At 61.4% G+C, this 17,256-nt stretch carries 17 protein-coding genes and 1 pseudogene; 8 read left to right on the forward strand and 10 right to left on the reverse strand.

Going from position 1 to position 17,256, the window contains the following annotated elements; genetic code table 11:
- Window positions 1-20: 20 nt before the first annotated feature.
- From G3N95_RS11855 to G3N95_RS11870, 4 genes and pseudogenes are all read right to left on the reverse strand, one after another.
- The gene (locus tag G3N95_RS11855; RefSeq protein WP_205970175.1) at window positions 21-1,184 is read right to left on the reverse strand and encodes a substrate-binding protein; all 1,164 of its coding nucleotides are present in this window, start codon (window positions 1,182-1,184) and stop codon (window positions 21-23) included.
- A gap of 66 nt (window positions 1,185-1,250) precedes the next feature.
- Window positions 1,251-2,153: a nitrilase family protein gene (locus G3N95_RS11860; protein WP_277398009.1), complete on the reverse strand. Its 903-nt coding sequence runs from the start codon at window positions 2,151-2,153 to the stop codon at window positions 1,251-1,253.
- Between the two features lie 294 nt (window positions 2,154-2,447).
- A pseudogene (locus G3N95_RS11865) lies at window positions 2,448-2,690 on the reverse strand (IS5/IS1182 family transposase); the annotation flags it as partial.
- 49 nt (window positions 2,691-2,739) lie between these two features.
- Window positions 2,740-3,444, reverse strand: coding sequence for an SGNH/GDSL hydrolase family protein (locus G3N95_RS11870; protein ID WP_205970176.1), 705 nt, complete (start codon window positions 3,442-3,444; stop codon window positions 2,740-2,742).
- Window positions 3,445-3,552: 108 nt separating this feature from the next.
- Here G3N95_RS11870 and G3N95_RS11875 point away from each other — a divergent pair, with 108 nt between their 5' ends.
- The 3 genes from G3N95_RS11875 (at window position 3,553) to G3N95_RS11885 (ending at window position 6,487) form a co-directional block, all read left to right on the forward strand.
- A complete protein-coding gene (locus G3N95_RS11875) occupies window positions 3,553-3,711 on the forward strand; it encodes a hypothetical protein (RefSeq protein ID WP_205970342.1) in 159 nt (52 codons plus the stop codon).
- A gap of 114 nt (window positions 3,712-3,825) precedes the next feature.
- Window positions 3,826-4,113, forward strand: coding sequence for a hypothetical protein (locus G3N95_RS11880; protein WP_205970177.1), 288 nt, complete (start codon window positions 3,826-3,828; stop codon window positions 4,111-4,113).
- A 193-nt stretch (window positions 4,114-4,306) separates the two neighbouring features.
- Window positions 4,307-6,487 (forward strand): ATP-binding protein, encoded by a 2,181-nt coding sequence (locus G3N95_RS11885; protein WP_205970178.1) that lies wholly within the window; start codon window positions 4,307-4,309, stop codon window positions 6,485-6,487.
- A gap of 93 nt (window positions 6,488-6,580) precedes the next feature.
- Here the strand turns inward: G3N95_RS11885 and G3N95_RS11890 are convergent, their stop codons facing one another.
- The 3 genes from G3N95_RS11890 to G3N95_RS11900 form a co-directional block, all read right to left on the reverse strand.
- The gene (locus G3N95_RS11890) at window positions 6,581-6,988 is read right to left on the reverse strand and encodes a VOC family protein (RefSeq protein ID WP_205970179.1); all 408 of its coding nucleotides are present in this window, start codon (window positions 6,986-6,988) and stop codon (window positions 6,581-6,583) included.
- Window positions 6,988-7,473 (reverse strand): AraC family transcriptional regulator, encoded by a 486-nt coding sequence (locus tag G3N95_RS11895; protein ID WP_241018424.1) that lies wholly within the window; start codon window positions 7,471-7,473, stop codon window positions 6,988-6,990. The genes G3N95_RS11890 and G3N95_RS11895 overlap by 1 nt, the downstream gene beginning before the upstream one ends.
- Window positions 7,474-7,563: 90 nt before the next feature.
- A complete protein-coding gene (locus G3N95_RS11900) occupies window positions 7,564-8,424 on the reverse strand; it encodes a LysR family transcriptional regulator (protein WP_346778371.1) in 861 nt (286 codons plus the stop codon).
- A gap of 111 nt (window positions 8,425-8,535) precedes the next feature.
- On the opposite strand from G3N95_RS11900, the gene G3N95_RS11905 reads away from it, so the two are divergent.
- Window positions 8,536-9,837, forward strand: coding sequence for an aspartate aminotransferase family protein (locus tag G3N95_RS11905; RefSeq protein ID WP_205970182.1), 1,302 nt, complete (start codon window positions 8,536-8,538; stop codon window positions 9,835-9,837).
- A 235-nt stretch (window positions 9,838-10,072) separates the two neighbouring features.
- Complete coding sequence (locus G3N95_RS11910) at window positions 10,073-10,993, forward strand: AEC family transporter (RefSeq protein ID WP_205970183.1); 921 nt, start codon at window positions 10,073-10,075, stop codon at window positions 10,991-10,993.
- A gap of 6 nt (window positions 10,994-10,999) precedes the next feature.
- Here the strand turns inward: G3N95_RS11910 and G3N95_RS11915 are convergent, their stop codons facing one another.
- Window positions 11,000-11,632 carry a DsbA family protein gene (locus tag G3N95_RS11915; RefSeq protein WP_205970184.1) on the reverse strand — a complete coding sequence of 211 codons (633 nt, stop codon included), beginning with the start codon at window positions 11,630-11,632 and terminating at the stop codon, window positions 11,000-11,002.
- 197 nt (window positions 11,633-11,829) lie between these two features.
- The gene (locus G3N95_RS11920; RefSeq protein ID WP_205970185.1) at window positions 11,830-12,522 is read right to left on the reverse strand and encodes a type 1 glutamine amidotransferase domain-containing protein; all 693 of its coding nucleotides are present in this window, start codon (window positions 12,520-12,522) and stop codon (window positions 11,830-11,832) included.
- Between the two features lie 216 nt (window positions 12,523-12,738).
- Here G3N95_RS11920 and G3N95_RS11925 point away from each other — a divergent pair, with 216 nt between their 5' ends.
- From G3N95_RS11925 to G3N95_RS11935, 3 genes are all read left to right on the forward strand, one after another.
- On the forward strand, window positions 12,739-13,068 hold the full coding sequence (locus tag G3N95_RS11925; RefSeq protein WP_205970186.1) for a winged helix-turn-helix domain-containing protein: 330 nt from the start codon (window positions 12,739-12,741) through the stop codon (window positions 13,066-13,068).
- A 206-nt stretch (window positions 13,069-13,274) separates the two neighbouring features.
- The gene (locus tag G3N95_RS11930; protein WP_205970187.1) at window positions 13,275-14,003 is read left to right on the forward strand and encodes a GNAT family N-acetyltransferase; all 729 of its coding nucleotides are present in this window, start codon (window positions 13,275-13,277) and stop codon (window positions 14,001-14,003) included.
- Window positions 14,004-14,263: 260 nt separating this feature from the next.
- Entirely contained in the window at window positions 14,264-15,832 is a 1,569-nt protein-coding gene (locus tag G3N95_RS11935) for a methyl-accepting chemotaxis protein (protein ID WP_205970188.1), read from the forward strand.
- 179 nt (window positions 15,833-16,011) lie between these two features.
- On the opposite strand, the gene G3N95_RS11940 is transcribed toward G3N95_RS11935, so the two are convergent.
- Window positions 16,012-17,193 carry a GGDEF domain-containing protein gene (locus tag G3N95_RS11940; protein ID WP_205970189.1) on the reverse strand — a complete coding sequence of 394 codons (1,182 nt, stop codon included), beginning with the start codon at window positions 17,191-17,193 and terminating at the stop codon, window positions 16,012-16,014.
- Window positions 17,194-17,256 lie beyond the last annotated feature (63 nt).

The raw sequence follows: 17,256 nt of genomic DNA on the forward strand, positions 1-17,256 counted from the left end.
GGATGCATTGCATCACACGTTCACTTGATATTTGGACACTGTGCGCCCGGATCGACGCCCTGGAAGGTCTGGAGGATCTTCACCGAACCATCGGCCTGAATCTGGCCGAGCCTCATGGACAGCGGCGTATGCCTGCTCTTGTCCATCCTGACCGGTCCGCGCGGCCCGTCGTACGACACTTCGCCAAGCGCCTTGATCACCTTTCCCGGCTCCACTGAGCCCGCCTTTTCGACTGCGGCCTTGTAAAGGTAGAACGCTTCGTACTGCGGCTCGGACAACTCGTTCGGGGTCTTCAGATCATGACTGAAGCGCTTTTGCGCGGCCGCGAGGAACTTGCCGTTTTCGGGCGTGCTGATACTCGTAAAGTACGAGCCGGACATATAGATGCCGGTCGCGAAGTCACCCATGCTCTTTGCCGTCGCTTCGTCAATGGCGAGATTGCCGTAGGGCAGCGTCATCCCCGATCCCTTCAGCTGTTTCGCAAGCGCGACGTTAGGCGCACCGCCGGCGGTAGCGCTGATCAGCGCATCGGGATGAACGGAGCGGATCTTCGACAGAATCGGCGTCCAGTCCGTACCGTCGATTGGCAGATATTCCTCGCCAACGACCTTGCCGCCATGCTGCTCGATGTACTTCTTCGTGAAATCGAGCATGCCGCGGCCGAACGCGTAGTCGTTGCCGACCAGATAGAAGGTCTTCGCACCCTTGCTCTTTTCGAAGTAATCGACCACTGGCGCGACCTGCTGTTCGGGTACCCAGCCGTTGACGTACATCCACGGATTACACGACCGGCCCTCGTAGAACGACGTATAGATAAGCGGCTTGCGACCACGCGTGATGGCAGGCAGCGCGGCATTCCGTGCCGCGCTGGTTTCCATCGAGATGATCGCATCCACGTTCTTCTGGAACACGAGCGAGTCGTAGGCTTTCTGTGCACCGACTGCGCCGGACGCGTCGTCGGCAATTTCCAGTTCGACCTTGCGCCCAAGGATGCCGCCGGCAGCGTTGATCTCGTCGACCGCGAGCTGGGACGACTGTATGACAGCTGGCGCGACCACGCTGTTGGCGCCGGATAGGCCGACGGCAACGCCGATCCTGATCGGATCGGAGGCATGGGCGCTGGCGGAAATGATGGCCGTCGCCGCGAGGGCACCGGCAAGCAAACACGGTTTGATCGACTGCATGGTCAGAATCTCCTTTGCGGTTGATTGCTATGAGTTCAAGAAATGCGGGTTCTGGGCAGAGTGGACCTATCGCTCACAAGCGGGTTTGATGCCGCCATTGCCCGTGTTCGAGTCGTATGCTTCGGGACGCCGATCGCGCACGACGTGGTTGAATGCGTTGAGCGAACGACCGGAACGGATGCGCTGTACGTCGATCGGCGCGTAGAGAATGACCTCGCGGTCCTGCGGCGCCGGACCGGCAAGCGGCCATCCGTCGCCGCCGACGATCAGGCTTTGTCCGATGAACGGCTGGCCTCGCTCGGTGCCAATGCGGTTTGCACAGGCGACCATCAAGCCGTTGCTGTGCGCAGCCGCCATCGTGAGCGTCGTCGCCATCGCGGGACGATCGGAGGGCTGAGCAGGCATGGGGACCCAGTTCGTCGGCACGCAGACGATGTCCGCGCCTTGCGCCAATGCTCGTCGGTACACCTCGGGAAACCAGCCGTCGTAACAGATGGCAATCGCGACGCGCCCCAGCGGAAGCTCAAAGACCGGAACGCCGCGGTTACCGGGTTCGAAGAAGACGTGTTCGTGATTCCAGAGGTGCAGTTTGCGATAGGTGCCGACGAGACCCGACGGTCCAATCAGTACAGCCGAGTTGTACAGGCGTTGCCCGTCTCGCTCGGCGATGCCCGCGACGATATGCACGTCGAGCCTGCGAGCCGCGTCCGTCCATATCCCCACCGTCTTGCCGCCTGACAGCTCTTCCGCCAGCGAAAATGCCTCATCGCGATCTGCGAATACGTAACCGCTATTGGCCAACTCGGGTAACACGACAAGCGAGGCACCGTTCTTCGCGGCTTCCTCGATATGCCGGATCGACGTCTGCACGTTCATGGATTTCTCACCGACGCGCGGTTCCATCTGCACGCATGCGACGATGGGATGATGGATGCCCTGCTCGGCAGGGCGGAGTTGCCTCGTTTCCAAATTGGTTCTCCAAATGCAAAAAGCCCCCGAACCAGCGTTTTCACGCAAGTTCGGGGGCTACGTAGCCTTCCATGTGTAGCACGGCATCGTTGCCGCGAGGTTGCCGACTTCACGTCGACAACCGATGTGGCGAATCTAAGGCCTCCATATTTCGCCGTCAACTACGTTGACCGCCTTTCAGGGGAAACCCTTAATTACCCGTGTTCATCACCTGATGCTTCGTGTCTACGGCGGCCCGCACGTTGTAGCCGACCGATTCGGTTCTTTCGCCTCCGCTGGTCATGGAGGGGGAGTCCGGCTAGATGGAATCCGGTTGAGATACCCGTAGTAGATCTTCAGCATCACGCCCGGATGGTAAGACGGGCGGCCTGTGGTGGCGTGTGTCGTGCCGTTGAAGCCGAGCGTTGTGAGGTCTAGCTCATCCACGAAGACGTCTACGATCCTGACGGGTTGTCCTGGCCGACGTAGTCATCGACGCATTCGGGAGGGAAGTAGTGCGACCTGCTTGCGGTCATCGCCTTCAATGAATTGCTTCATGAGTCACTTGGTCTCGATTGGTGTTGCGGGGACACCGTCTTTGAGCTAATTAGCGACCGGCATGGCTTGCGGTTGTCCTACATACCTCATGGAGCAAATTCAGGTCGATAGCACTCAATTTATATTCGGCTGACGTAGCAGGGACTACCTCAATGTCGGCAAACGAAAAAAAATGAGTGCACGCCGCTAAATATGACCCGATCACTGTTGGATGACTTCCATCGGGTTCATACAAGTCGATTTCAGGCCGGAGTCTGCGAAATTGATCCCAGGCCAGGCCGACTGGGATAACTCTGGCCCCGGTCGTTTCAGCCAAACCCCGAAACGCGGTAACGATATTTGCCTGCGACGCCGGATCATTCTTCCGAGCCCATGTCATGTACAAATATGGCTGCGCACCGGCGACTTGAATCGTATCGACGAATCTTCGCACATGCTCTTGCATGCTTTTCAATGCACGGAGTGGTCGAGTGCTTTGGTCCTGCAACACGACCGCATTCCATTTCTGGGCAGTCAGGCGCTTTTGGACTTCGCCTCGGTTCCAATGCGCCGCAAGCGATGCTCCGCCAAATGCAATTACATCGGCCTTCACCTGCGTACCGGGAAAGCTTGCCTCAAGGAGGCTGGCAAGCATCGTTGGCATATCATTTCTCGTTGTATAGCTATTGCCAACAAAGAGGACTCGAAACTCGCTGCTCATGGTGATTGAATATAGCGTCTTGTCCGCCGACCGATGCAATGACTGCAACGACATACCAATACTCCTCTACGTCCTTCATGGTACCCCGATCGAACTACGGTCGCCCGTGCGACGTCGAACCGGATTCCCCAAGTCTTCGCTGGCTCCCGGACCACGAGCGTTTTGGCTGCGGCCTTCTTCGCGGGCGCCTTCTTTGCGGTCGCCTTGGCCGCCTTCACTGCGCTCATTTTTGACGCGGCGCTCGATGTGAAGCTCACACCCGATGAAATCGCCTCGCTCGAAACGCCGTACGTGTCGCACGACGTGGTGGGGTTCCAGTAGGCGCGGCGCCTGAACGAACTTCGCGCCCCACGCTGAAATCGCCGGGTCCTTGCTCTATCTCCAAATGCTGTATATATTCACAGTACTGTGTTTGCATACAGTATCGGAGGCGTCATGGAGCATCTGGTCAGGGTGTACAACGAAAAGGATCGTCGGACGCTGGAGTGGCTTCGCAAGCACGTCGGCGACGCGACCATTGCGGCCGCCGTCAAACGGTGCGCCGGCGGCAAGCCTTTCCTGTCGTCCGTTTGCCGGCAGATCGGCGTGCGGCCGCCCGAATATCTGGCTTCAGCGAGCCGTCCGGCCCCAACCGCGACTGGCGAGGAGGCGCTGGCAACGATTCGCGGCATCCTCGCCGCCAAGGCGCTCGCAACCGGCGGAACGCTTGCCCGGATACATTAACGGACTCACTCTCGCGAGTCCGCTCGGCGTCGGCGCGGTGTTGCCGATCGGCGTGCCTGTGGAATGCGAAGCGGCGATTGAGATCGACTGATTTTTCAGCTGTTCACGATCGGCAAAGCGGTATGAAATGTGCTGTATTCGGCTGTGATGACACTTCGACATCAATGCCAGCCGCATAACGCATTCTCATACGATGAGTAAGCTGATCAAGCCCATTCGCGTGGATTCCGGTTATCCGACAGGGTCGGGACACGCGTTGCCCTCAAGGAACTTCGCCCGGACGCGAAGAGTGCTGCTTTTCATGCTGGTGGTCACGGTGATTGTTCCAATCGCCGGTCTGGCCGGGTACGGCTACTACAACTACCAGCAGCGCTACAACGATGCAGTCGAATCGAGCGAACGGATGAGCCGGGTCGGCGAAGAACAGGCGCTCAAGGTCATGGACCTGAACGCCGAACTGGTGTCGCGCGTGGAAGAGCTGCTGGGTGACATGACGGACGCTCGAATTGCAGCCGACGAGTCCGCGCTTCATCAACGACTCAGCCGGATCGCGGGCGGGTTTCCTCAGGTCGCAGCCATCTCGTCGTTCGGCCCGTCAGGAAGGCTACTGGTCAGCAGCCGCTTTTTCCCGGCCCCTGCCGTCAACATCCGGAACCGCGACGATTTCCTCAACGCGCGGCAGTATCAGCCCGAGTCTTACGTGTCGCTGCCCATGCAGGCCAGCGTCTCGAAGGCGAGCGTATTCAACGTCACTGACGCGCGCGTTGCCGCTGACGGCCGATTTCTCGGTGTCGTCTCAGTCGCACTACGACGCGATTATTTTTCGAGCTTCTATCAGAAGCTCATCGATGCGCACGCCGCGACGTTCATTGGACTCTATCGAAGCGATGGCTCGTTGCTGACAAGCTTCCCCGCTGATTCGCCGGGTACAACGCCGCAGGAAGCCAACATGTTCGCTCAGGCGTTTTCACGCAATGAGTCCATCGGCCATCTCGTGTCGACGACGTTTGCGGATGGACAGAAGCGCGTCGTCACTTATCGTCGGGTCGACAACTACGGGCTGTATGTTGCCGTCGGCTTCCAGGTCGCGCAGCTTTACGCAGTCTGGCTGCATCACTTTCTTCTGATTTGCACGCTGACGGGCCTGCCCTGCCTGATTATCTGGCTCCTCATCGGCTTTTCGCTAAAGCAGTTGTCGACCGAGGAAAGCGCTTGGGAGCAATGGCGCGACGAGGCAGGCAGACGTCTCGATGCAGAGGAATCGGCGAGACATCTGCAGCGTGCGAGCGCATTGGGCAACCTCGTCGCAAGCGTCGCGCACGACTTCAACAATTACCTCATGGTAGTGAAGTCGAATGTGGCAATAGCCAAGGCTAAAGAACACGACGACGCGCACAGTGAGATCATCGCGATCGAGCGGGCGACGGGCACTGTCGAAGGACTCGTACGGACCTTGATGGGCTCGGCGAGAAAGCAGCCCTTGAAGCTGACACCCGTCGACCTGACGCAGCTCCTCCCCGGCATGCTGCAGGTCGTGCAGGCAACCGTGGGCGATTCCGTGTCTGCGAGCATCGACGTTGCGCCGGACATCTGGCCTGTACGGAGCGATACGGCAGAACTGGAACTGGCCATCGTCAATCTCGCGCTCAATGCACGCGATGCGATTCATCACGGCGGCAAGTTCGCCGTCCGTGCGCAGAATATCGAGGTCGCGTCCCACGTCGTGGGCGTGCCTGCGGGCGACTATGTGCTGCTCTCCATTTCGGACGATGGCGAAGGGATGTCCCGCGAGGTTGCAGACAAAGCATTCGAACCGCTCTTCACCACCAAAGGAGGAACCTCGCATCCCGGTCTTGGACTCGTTCAGGTACTGGCAGTGTGCGAGATGAGCGGAGGCACGGCGAAACTCACGAGCGAGCGCGGCGTGGGTACGACTGTGCGCCTCTATCTTCCCAGGAGCAGTGTCCGCGTCGAGCCGGCTGCCGATGCAACTGACAACCTGCCGGCGGCGGCATCGACTGAAACGGCGAACCATCACGTCCTGCTGATAGAAGACAATGACGAGGTCGCGGCCAGTCTGTCGGCCGTGCTTCAGTTGATGGGCCATGAGGTCACGCATCTGCCCAGCGCCGACGATGCGCTGATCGCCTTGCAGGAAGGACAGGCATTCGAGCTCGTGCTGTCCGACGTACAGATGCCTGGAAAGATGAGCGGCATCGATCTCGCCGAGTGGCTGCTAACCCACCGTCCCGAGCAGCGGCTGGCGCTAATGACCGGCTATGCGGATGAACTGGAAAGAGCGAGGCATACCGGCGTGCCCATTTTCTCGAAGCCTTTCGATGCCGAGGAACTCGAACCGCTTATCGGTGCGTGAGTCGTCCTCTCTCGTAGTAGACGATGGCATTGGAAGATGCAGCGGCAGGATCGCCGCTGCGCTTCACTGTTTCGCGCTCTCGAAGCGTTTCTTCTAACCCGCCGCCTGAATCATCTTCCACCCATTACCGGCTGGATCGCGGAAACCCGCATCGACGCTGCCGAAGCGATCCACCGGCTCCTGCGTAAACTCGACACCCTTCGCTTTGAGCCGTTCGTAGCTCGCGCGGCAATCGGCGACGGAGAGGACGAGCGGCGGCATCGCGCCTTTGGCGACCATCGCACGCAGCGTTTGAGCGGTGGCTTCATCGTGGACCGGCGGCCCGGGCGTGAACAGGCCAAGCTGAAACGAAGGCTGTTCCGGATGCTGGACCGTCAGCCAGCGATACGCACCGTTGCGCACATCCGTATGAACCTGAAATCCGAGCTTGTCGACATAGAACGCGAGCGCCTCATCCTGATCGTCGACGTACAAGCCCACCACGTTGATACCTTGGGTCATCACGACACCTCCTCGATTGATGAGCGGACTGTACCTTTGGACTTGCGGCGGCGCTTCTCCAAAACTGCGGTCGTGAGGTCCGGCCTCTGCGCGGCCTTCAGCACGCAGGCAGGCACGAGCGCCAGTTGATGCCCGTTGGCCCGCGCCTCGATGCGCATCGCGCTGGGGCTTCGGCCCGTCACGTCGTGGAAAGTGCGTCCGAACGTGCCGAGACTCTCCCAACCCGTGGCAAAGGCGATATCGGTGATGCTCAGGTCCGTATCGCGCAGCAGCGTGGTGGCCTGTTCGATACGCCGCGTCAGCAGATACCGGTGCGGCGGAACGCCAAAAGCCTGCTTGAAAGAGCGCGCGAAATGGGCAGTGGACACACCGCTGATCGCCGCCAGACGCTCGACGGGCCAGGCCTCGTGCGAGGCGGCATCCATCCGGTCTTTGGCGCGCAGCAGACGGCGCAGCAGCGCCGGATCTTGCGGGACGGCGTCCATCGATCCGCGGTTCGAATCCTGGCGAGAGCGCATGAGTTCAGGAAGCTGACAGTGTCCGCGTAGTGTAGGCCCAACGTTTGTCACCCATGCTCACAGCAGCGGAAGCATCGCCCTGATGTGCTCCGCGAAAGCCGCAGTCAACAGCGACGGACGCGCCCGCGCAAATCTCAGCGAAACGCCCACTGCCGGCAACGCCGGCAACTCATGATCCGCACTGAGCACGCACAGATCGGGCGGCACGGCCGTCTGCGTCATCACGGCGAACGCCTGCCCCGAGCGCACCAACGCGGTGAGGCCCGACAGGCTGCTGCTCGCATACGCGATCCGGTAAGCCCTGCCGGCACGCTGAAGCGCGTCGCACGCGGCGATGTGATCGAGCGTGTCCGGGTCGGAGAGCGCCAGCGGCAGCGGATCGAAATGCGCCGAATCCAGCCCGGGATAGCCGATCCAGACCAGTTGCTCGCGCCGGATGATGTCGTCGCTCGGGCTGCCTTCGGGCAATGAAATCATCGCGAGATCGACCGCGCGTTTCTCCAGCCGTTCGAGCAGCCGCGGCGTCGGCCCGCAGACCACCTCGACGAGCGCATGCGGATGCTGGCTCGAGAACTGCCGCAGCAACGGCGGCAGGAACACAGCGGCATAATCGTCCGGACAGCCGAAGCGGATGCTGCCCGACAGCCCCGTGCCGCACAGATCGGCCATCGCCTCGTCGTGCAGCCGCAAAATGCGTTGCGCGTGGATCAGCAGACGCTCGCCGGGGTTCGTCAGCACCACGCCGCGCCCCGTGCGCTGAAAAAGCGGCTGATCGACGATTTCCTCCAGCCGCTTCATCTGCTGGCTCAACGCGGATTGCGTCCGGCCGACACGGCCCGCCGCGCGGCTGAGCGCCCGCACCTCGGCGATCACGGCAAACGACCGCAACAGATCGATTTCGAGCGAGAGACTCAAGATATTAGATCCTCTTCTATCTCACATTAATACTATTCGTTTCTATAAAACCAGAGAGCCGCCTAGACTGCAAGCTGATCCATCACCCAGCCCATCACCCGCGAGGAGAGTACGGTGTCCCGAAACAACGACGCAGCCTTCTGGCAGAACGCCAGGCAGCACCTGATCCGCTACGGCGGCACGTTCGAGCCGATGATCATCGAGCGCGCACAGGGCAGTTTCGTCTACGACGCGGATGGCCGCGCGATCCTCGACTTCACCTCCGGGCAGATGAGCGCCGTGCTCGGCCACAGTCACCCTGAAATCGTCTCGGTCATCAACGAATACGCGGGGAAGCTGGATCACCTGTTCAGCGGCATGCTCTCGCGCCCGGTCGTCGATCTCGCGACCCGGCTGGCCGACATCACGCCCGACGGACTCGACCGTGCGCTGCTGCTCAGCACGGGTGCGGAATCGAACGAAGCCGCCATCCGCATGGCGAAGCTCGTCACCGGGAAGTACGAAATCGTAGGCTTTGCGCAGTCGTGGCACGGCATGACGGGCGCCGCTGCATCGGCAACGTATAGCGCGGGCCGCAAGGGCGTCGGTCCCGCTGCCGTCGGCTCGTTTGCGATTCCCGCGCCGTTCACGTACCGGCCGCGTTTCGAGCGCAGCGGGCACTACGATTACCTCGCGGAACTGGACTATGCGTTCGATCTCATCGATCGCCAGTCGAGCGGCAATCTCGCTGCGTTCATCGCGGAGCCGATCCTCAGTTCGGGCGGCATCATCGAATTGCCGGAGGGCTATATGGCCGCCCTCAAGCGCAAATGCGAAGAGCGCGGCATGCTGCTGATACTCGACGAAGCGCAAACGGGCGTCGGCCGTACGGGCACGATGTTCGCCTGCCAGCGCGATGGCGTCACGCCCGACATCCTCACGCTATCGAAGACGCTAGGTGCAGGCTTGCCGCTCGCGGCCGTCGTGACGTCGGCGCAGATCGAGGAGCGCGCGCATGAACTCGGCTATCTGTTCTACACGACGCACGTGTCCGATCCGCTGCCTGCCGCCGTCGGTCTGCGCGTGCTGGACGTCGTCGAGCGCGAAGGGCTCGTCGAACGTGCGAACGTGATGGGCGCACGGCTCAGGCGCGGCCTGCTGGATCTGATGGAACGCTTCGAATGTATCGGCGACGTGCGCGGGCGCGGCCTGCTGCTCGGCATGGAAATCGTCAAGGACCGCCGCACGAAAGAACCCGCCGACGGCCTGGGCGCAAAGATCACCCGCGAGTGCATGAATCTGGGCCTGAGCATGAACATCGTGCAGTTGCCCGGCATGGGCGGCGTATTCCGGATCGCGCCGCCGCTGACGGTGAGCGAAGAAGAAATCGACCTCGGGCTGGATCTGCTCGGTCAGGCCATTCAGCGTTCGTTGTAAATCGGTTGCATCGGCAGCCACTTTGGCATGCCGCGTGACATGAGCGTCCCGCGCGGGACGCTCGCAGTCCGGCGCACAGTCCGGGCGCTACGCGGATGGCAGCGCATCCGCGCGCATATCGCCTACTCTTTACTGGCGAGACCGCTTCTTCCGGCCGAAAGCTGGCCCGGCACACCACTCGCGAAATCCTCACACAGCTGCATCCGGACGTCCCCTCTGCCGACGGAGCGCCATCATGCATGTCGCGAGTTTGATCCTGCCGATCTTCGCCATCATCCTCACGGGCTGGCTCGCGGGCACGACGGGCTATCTCGCGCGCACCGTCGCCGGGCCGCTGATGCAGTTCGCCTACTACGTCGCGATGCCCGCGCTCGTGTTCCTGACCGTCGCGAAAGAGCCGCTCGATTCGCTGCTGGAGTGGCGCTTTCTCGCGGCGTTCGGCGGCGGCTCGCTGATCTGCTTCGTCGCCGTCCTGCTGGCCGCACGTATCGCGTTGCATGCAAGCCTTGGAAAGAGCGCGATGCTGGGCGCCGTGGCTTCGATGACCAACACGGGCTTTGTCGCGCTGCCAATTCTCAGAGCGCTGCAAGGTCAGCACGGCGTGCTCGCCGCCGCTGTCGCGACGGTCTTCGTCGGCGCAATCATGTTTCCCGCGCTCGTCGTTCTGCTCGAAATCGACCAGCAGAGCAGTTCACGCACGATGCGCGCAAGCGCGCTCGCCCGGCAGATCGGCACGAACCCCGTGATACTCGCCACCCTTCTCGGCTTGCTGTGGTCCGTCAGCGGCGCCGCGCTGCCCGCGCCCGTCGGGACCTGCCTGGGCATACTCGGCGAAGCGCTGACGCCCTGTGCGTTGTTCGCCATCGGCCTTGATCTGTCGATCGGCGAGTTGCGCGGTCATCTGAGCCGCTATGCGCTGCTCGCGGCGCTCAAGCTGGTTGCGATGCCCTTCGTCGTGTATGGACTGTGCGTCGCGGCAGGATTGAACCACACGCTCACGCTCGCCGCCGTGATCTGCGCCGCCGTGCCGACGGCCAAGAGCGCCTACGTGCTTGCAAGCGAGTACGACATCGAAAAGACCTCGACAGGTGCCGCCATTTCGATGACGACGCTCTTTTCGATCGTGACGCTGCTCGCCTGGCTCTACTGGATCTAGCGGCCGCTATGCCGCAAGCGGCTTGAGCGCCTGCGTGACTTGCGCGGCCGTCGTATAGCCCGAGCTGAGCTGACCGATCTTCCCATCGATCTCGACGAACAGCGACGGAAACCCGCGCACGCCCAGGCGGCGCGTCAGTTCGAAATCACGCTGGGTAGCGTCGATCACTTCATCGGAAGTGAAGGCTTCGAAGAAGGCATTGGCTGTCGTCGCGATACCTTGCTCCGCGATTGCCCGTGCGCCGATTTCAGCGAGCACGTTGCCATCCGTCGTATCGAGTCCGTCGACGTAAAACGCCAGCTGAAACGCGCGAAACACCTTCAGCACGTCGACATTGGGCGCAACCGTCCGCGCGGATACGACTGCCCGGCAAACGGGCTCCGTGTCGTACACGAAGTTCTTGCGCGCCATCAGCGCGTCGCGGTTGAAGACGGCACCGCTCATCTGCTCGACGCGCGCCCAGTGCGTGAGCCTGAACTGCTTTGCTGCGTCGTCGAGCACCTGTGTCGATCCCGCCGCCATGCCGCCCACGACGACCTGTACTTCCAGGTCCGGCATGCTCTGCGCAATCGCGCTCATCTCCTTGCCGAAGCCATAGCACCACGAGCACATCGGGTCGCCGACAAATATCAGTTTCATACGCTGTTCCATCTTCGTCTGATGATGCGCGACCCGACGGGTCGCGCGACTCAGCCGACTATACGTGCGAGGTGAAGGCGCATGAACGGCGTGCGCCTCACATCACTCGTTACACCGTGTAAATACACAGATGTTGCAGCGCGTCTCGCTCGAAGGTGCGAATCATCGCGGCGGCAAGGTTCAACGGAAGACACGACTCATCGGCTGGTTTTCAGCTGATCGAGTACTTTGAGCAGATCGCGCGCGCCGGCCGTCGACGACGCAGGATTCTGCCCCGTGACCAGACGGCCATCGACGATCGACAGAGGCTGCCAGTCGTCGACCTTTTCGAATTGCCCGCCAAGCCGCTTCAGTTCGTCTTCGACGAGAAACGGTACGACCTTCGTCAGTTGCACGGCTTCTTCTTCCGAATTCGTAAAGCCTGTCACGCGCTTGCCTTTGACGAGCGGCTCGCCGTTCACCTTCACATGACGTAAAACGCCTGGCGCGTGGCAGACAAACGCTACCGGCTTGCCGGCGTTGTAGAAGTTTTCGATCAACGCGATGGATAGCGGGTCTTCTGCGAGATCCCACAACGGGCCGTGTCCGCCGGGGTAGAAGACGGCGTCGTAGTCGTCGGCTTTGACCGTGGCAAGCTCGACCGTATTGGCCAGCACCTTTTGCGCAGCGGGATCGCTCTTGAAGCGCTCCGTCAGCTCCGTTTTGCCTTCCGGCGTGTCGCTCTTGGGATCGAGCGGTGGCTGCCCACCCTTAGGTGAGCTGACTGTCAAGGTCGCGCCCGCATCGAGAAACGTGAAATAGGGAGCTGCGAATTCCTCCAACCAGAAACCTGTCTTCTTCCCGGTATTGCCGAGTTGATCGTGAGACGTCAACACCATCAGGATCTTCATTGTCACACTCGCATGATGAAAGGACGATGTACCTGCCGATTGAACGGGACGATCCACGTAAAGTGGCAAGAGCACTATAGTCGCTGCCCGTAGCGTCGACAAACGAAGGGACACGCTAATACCAAAGTATAGTGACCGATACAAATGTGCTATCGACTCACTGGTTCACATGCGGTTTCATCAACCCTGGTGCATGCCTACTCGTGAGAATCGAACATGATGGTCACTAGCATCGACGTCAATCTGTCGACCCGGGAGATCCAGGTGCGGGGAATGTCCGTCCCCGTCGGCAGCCGTGCATTCGACATTCTTGCCGTGCTGATGGCGGCTCGAGGTCAGGTGGTATCGATCGAAGATATTCTTCGCAAGGTGTGGCCCGACACGGTCGTCGAGGAATCGAACATACGCGTGCAGGTCTGCGCTTTACGCAAAGCACTCGGCGAAGACAGACGGCTGATCCAGAACATACCGGGACGCGGTTATCGGCTGACACCGAAAAGCGACATGCCGGCTGCGAGAACCGGCATTCCGTTGTTGGCCGAATAGCAAAGCTTGCTGTGTATCCAGCTCCGCTTGTCTCATGAGGCAAGCGGAACTGGTTGCACGCGCAATGGAGCGGTCCGCCCGATCCGCTTCGAGCGCCCTGCCAGATTGGCGCAAATGAAACCAAAAATGTCATTTACGACGATATGCGAAACGCCGCTTTCCATCTACATTGATCCTTCCCGATCAACTTCGCAGCTGGAGACATCATGAACACCGTGGCGCATCGTTCGACGCACGCCGACCTCGACCGCGCAATCTGGACCGCGCTCACGACGCGACAAGCGCATCTTGGGCACGGCGATGCACAGGCGCGCCGATATCACGCCGATGTTGCCCCTTTTGCCGCGCTGTCGACCGAAACGCCCGCCGCGTACGAAGCGCTGCGCCGGCTTCTGCGGCCGCACGAACACGTGGCTCTGCTGTCGCTGGAGCCTCTCGACGGCATCGAAACGTTACGCGTAGAAAACGTCGGCACGATTCATCAAATGGTGGCCACACGCCCGGTTGCCGAAACGCCGGACAATCTCGACGTTATCCGACTGAACAGCGCCGATTCGCCCGACATGCTCGATCTCGCGCAAAGAACCAAACCGGGCCCGTTCGGCCCGCGTACGCATGAAATGGGGCACTACATCGGGATACGCGATCGCGGACGCCTGATCGCGATGGCAGGCGAACGGATGTGCATCGACGGCTACGTCGAGATCAGCGCCGTCTGCGTCGACGATGCGTGGCGCGGCAAGGGCCTGGCGGCCCGCCTCATCGACATCCTGCGCACGGAGATCGCGCAGCGCGGAGACACGCCCTTCCTTCACGTGTTCAGCCACAACACGACCGCGATCCATCTGTACGAACGCCTTGGTTTCGAGTTGCGCCGCGTGTTCGTCCACTCGCGGATCGGCCATGCCGACGCGAGCAACGCGCACCACGCCTAGTTCGCGCAAACTCGGCGGGTGCTGCGGCCGCTTCATACGTTGCCGCAGCACTCAGCACTTCATTTCCCCACCCTCTTCCTTCCGCCGCCACACAACGGTTTGCCGACCGACACCGCGCCGGCACGCACGTGCGTTCGTTTTTTCGACCGTCAAGTTCTCAATTAAGTGACCGTTAACACAGCCGAAGCTTCGTCCTGCGGCCTCAGCTCTCGCCCCCGCCAGCGGGGACAACATCGCGGCTCATTTTGCAAACGAAAACTATGAAACTGAAGAATCTGCCCGTTCGGACGGGCTTTATCGCGGTTCTCGCACTGTTTGGAATGCTGGTCCTGGTCACCGCATTGCTCGGGCTCTACTCGCTTTCGAAGAACAACCGCTTGTCAGAGCAGATCAGCACGCTCAATGCGCAGACGGTCGATCTGAAAGATGTCTACATCAACAACCTGAAAGCCCGCAGCGCGTTGAGCCGGGCCTTCATCGCACTGTCCTCGAATCCCGCCGACAAAGATTCCGCCGTTGCCGCAGCAAGGGGCTACTACAACGAAGCGAAGAAGGCGTTCGCTGCATTCGACGGCATCCCCAAGGAAACGGCGGAGCAACAGGAGACGGCGAAGCACGTCGGCGAAACGTTCCATGCGCACGCCGACGCGATCGACCTGCTGTTCGCCGCAATCGGCTCCGGCGACGTCACCGCGTATGCAGCGACGAACGAGGGCCCGATGACGAAGACGAGCGCGGCTTTCGGCAAGTCCGCGGACGCGTTCTTCGCGGTGGCTTCGGATGAAACCGACCAGCTGAAGGCCGACAAGGCGCGCACCAAATCGATGCTGACGGGCATGGCCATCGGCTTGCTCGTGCTGTCCTGCGCATTGATTCTGCTCGTGTACTACACGCTCGAACAAACCATCGTGCGGCCGCTGAAGGAAGCGGAGAGCGTGCTCGACCACGTCGCACGCGGCGATCTGACGGTCCAGATCCGCCACGAATCCACGAACGAAATCGGCAAGCTGTTCGACTCGATGAAGGAAATGAAGCGCAGTCTCGCGGGCATCGTGCATTCGGTGTACGGCGGCACGGACACGATCGCAACGGGCGTGCATCAGATGGCGAGCGGCAACACCGACCTGTCCCAGCGTACCGAGGAACAGGCCGCGGCATTGCAGGAAACGGCGTCGTCGATGGAAGAGCTGACCAGCACCGTGCGTCAGAACGCCGACAACGCAAAACAGGCGACGCAGCTCGTGATGAGCACGGCGGCCATCACGGAGCAGGGCAACCGCGCTGCGCAAGAAGTCGTGTTGACGATGCAAGGCCTGTCCGATCTATCGGGCAAGATTGCCGATATCACGAACGTGATCGAAAGCATTGCGTTCCAGACCAACATTCTTTCGCTGAACGCAGCCGTCGAAGCCGCCCGCGCCGGCGACGAAGGCCGCGGCTTCGCGGTGGTGGCGAGCGAGGTCCGCTCGCTCGCGCAACGCAGCGCGAGCGCCGCGAAAGAGATCAAGGAGCGCATCACCGATTCGCTCAGCCGCGTGGAAGCGGGCGCTCACCAGGTCGAGAAGGCCAGCCAGGTGATGGGCGAAATTCTGACCTCCGTGAACCGTGTCAGCGATCTGATGGGCGAGATCGCGGCCGCTTCGGAAGAGCAGTCGGAAGGCATCGAGCAGGTGAATCGCGCGATCACGCAGATGGATCAGGTCACGCAGCAGAACGCCGCGCTCGTCGAGCAGGCGTCGGCGGCAGCGCTCGCGCTGGAGGAACAGACCGTCGCGCTGAAGGGCGCCGTGTCGGTGTTCCGCGTCGATCGCGCACTCGCGCACGCCTGATGTGATTGCTTCGCGGACCGTCGCCGACGGCGGTCCTGCCCTGCCTTTGTCTCCAATAGCACGCGCCGCATTCGCGGTGCGTCGCCCGTCAAACGAGCGTGCCGCCTTGACATCCAATGCGCATGTTCCCGCACGAACGGCTGACCGACCCGCCGCTATCGCATTGAGTACATTGGTTATCAGGCGGCGGCTGAACTCGCCGTGGCGTGAGCCAGTTCGAGCCGATTGCCGCCGAGCGATTTCGCGCGATAGAGCGCCTGATCGGCGGCCCCCAGCAGATCGCCGAGCGACGAAGCCTCGCTACCCGACTGCGCAAGACCGATGCTGACCGTGGCCTGAACGCCCGCTCCGTTGCCGCCGAGGGTGATCGTCTCGCCGAAACTCTTCACAACGGCTTCGCCTGCTTCTTTCGCACGAAGGCCGTCGTACTCCGGCAGCAAGACCGCGAACTCTTCGCCGCCGATGCGCGCGAGAATCGCATCCCGCCCCAGCACACTGCGTGCGATATCGGCGAATGACTTGAGCACGCGGTCGCCCGTCTCGTGACCGTATCGGTCGTTGATCTTCTTGAAGTGATCGAGGTCGATGGCCAGAAGCGAAACAGGGCGCTCTGCGCCGCTGCTGCTGCGGATGATGCGTGCGCCCTCTTCGAAGAACCATCGGCGATTGCCGAGGCCCGTCAGATAGTCCGTCTGCGATTCCTGCAGCAGCTGCCCATGTGTTTCTTCGCGAACCAACCGCAGCAGGGTCATCGGCAGGACGACGGAATACAGCACGCCCTCGTACATCGTAATCTCGCTCATGGCCATCAGGAATCGATGACCGAACAGCGTCGTCAGCCAGGGCAGCACGCATGCACGATACGCGTAGAAGACCGCATGACCGCCCGACACCAGCATCGCGATATGCAGCGATTGCAGCCGTTTCAGGCCGCCGTCGCAACGCGCCAGTTCGCGCGCGGTGAGACCGCACGCGACCGCAATCGGAATCGCGCTGAGGTACATCCACATCAGGTCCTGGCCGCCCACGCCGGCAATCGCCCACGCGAGCGCGAGCAATACGAGCACACCCGCCGATGTCCGCACGTGCTTGCGGCCGTTCAGCACGGCGACACCGTGCAGGATCAGCAGATAACCGGAAACGATGATGAGATTGCTCAGCGCCGAGCCGAGCACACCCGGGAGATCGCGACGCCACGCCGCCACCGCGCAGCCGATGGCGAGCGTGGCGTATCCCGTGGCCAGTATTCTCAATTCCCTGCTTCGCTTGGGATGAACGCGACACTCCCACAGCGTCATCGCTGAGCTGGCTAGAAGCGTTCCAATCGCAAGGAGATAAAGCGTAATAAGATCGACATGCATCGCAGACGTAAGGGCACTACGCCGGTACATCGCGGCGGCCATCGCATTTTACGCTGAAAATAA

The organism is Paraburkholderia sp. Tr-20389, assembly GCF_017104565.1.
GTDB lineage: Bacteria > Pseudomonadota > Gammaproteobacteria > Burkholderiales > Burkholderiaceae > Paraburkholderia.

Bases quoted from the DNA above. Each gene is read 5' to 3' on its own strand.
- G3N95_RS11855 (WP_205970175.1), bottom strand. From the start codon at position 1,184: ATGCAGTCGATCAAACCGTGTTTGCTTGCCGGTGCCCTCGCGGCGACG.
- G3N95_RS11870 (WP_205970176.1), bottom strand. From the start codon at position 3,444: ATGTCGTTGCAGTCATTGCATCGGTCGGCGGACAAGACGCTATATTCA.
- G3N95_RS11880 (WP_205970177.1), top strand. From the start codon at position 3,826: ATGGAGCATCTGGTCAGGGTGTACAACGAAAAGGATCGTCGGACGCTG.
- G3N95_RS11885 (WP_205970178.1), top strand. From the start codon at position 4,307: ATGAGTAAGCTGATCAAGCCCATTCGCGTGGATTCCGGTTATCCGACA.
- G3N95_RS11890 (WP_205970179.1), bottom strand. From the start codon at position 6,988: ATGACCCAAGGTATCAACGTGGTGGGCTTGTACGTCGACGATCAGGAT.
- G3N95_RS11895 (WP_241018424.1), bottom strand. From the start codon at position 7,473: ATGGACGCCGTCCCGCAAGATCCGGCGCTGCTGCGCCGTCTGCTGCGC.
- G3N95_RS11910 (WP_205970183.1), top strand. From the start codon at position 10,073: ATGCATGTCGCGAGTTTGATCCTGCCGATCTTCGCCATCATCCTCACG.
- G3N95_RS11915 (WP_205970184.1), bottom strand. From the start codon at position 11,632: ATGAAACTGATATTTGTCGGCGACCCGATGTGCTCGTGGTGCTATGGC.
- G3N95_RS11920 (WP_205970185.1), bottom strand. From the start codon at position 12,522: ATGAAGATCCTGATGGTGTTGACGTCTCACGATCAACTCGGCAATACC.
- G3N95_RS11925 (WP_205970186.1), top strand. From the start codon at position 12,739: ATGATGGTCACTAGCATCGACGTCAATCTGTCGACCCGGGAGATCCAG.
- G3N95_RS11930 (WP_205970187.1), top strand. From the start codon at position 13,275: ATGAACACCGTGGCGCATCGTTCGACGCACGCCGACCTCGACCGCGCA.
- G3N95_RS11935 (WP_205970188.1), top strand. From the start codon at position 14,264: ATGAAACTGAAGAATCTGCCCGTTCGGACGGGCTTTATCGCGGTTCTC.
- G3N95_RS11940 (WP_205970189.1), bottom strand. From the start codon at position 17,193: ATGCATGTCGATCTTATTACGCTTTATCTCCTTGCGATTGGAACGCTT.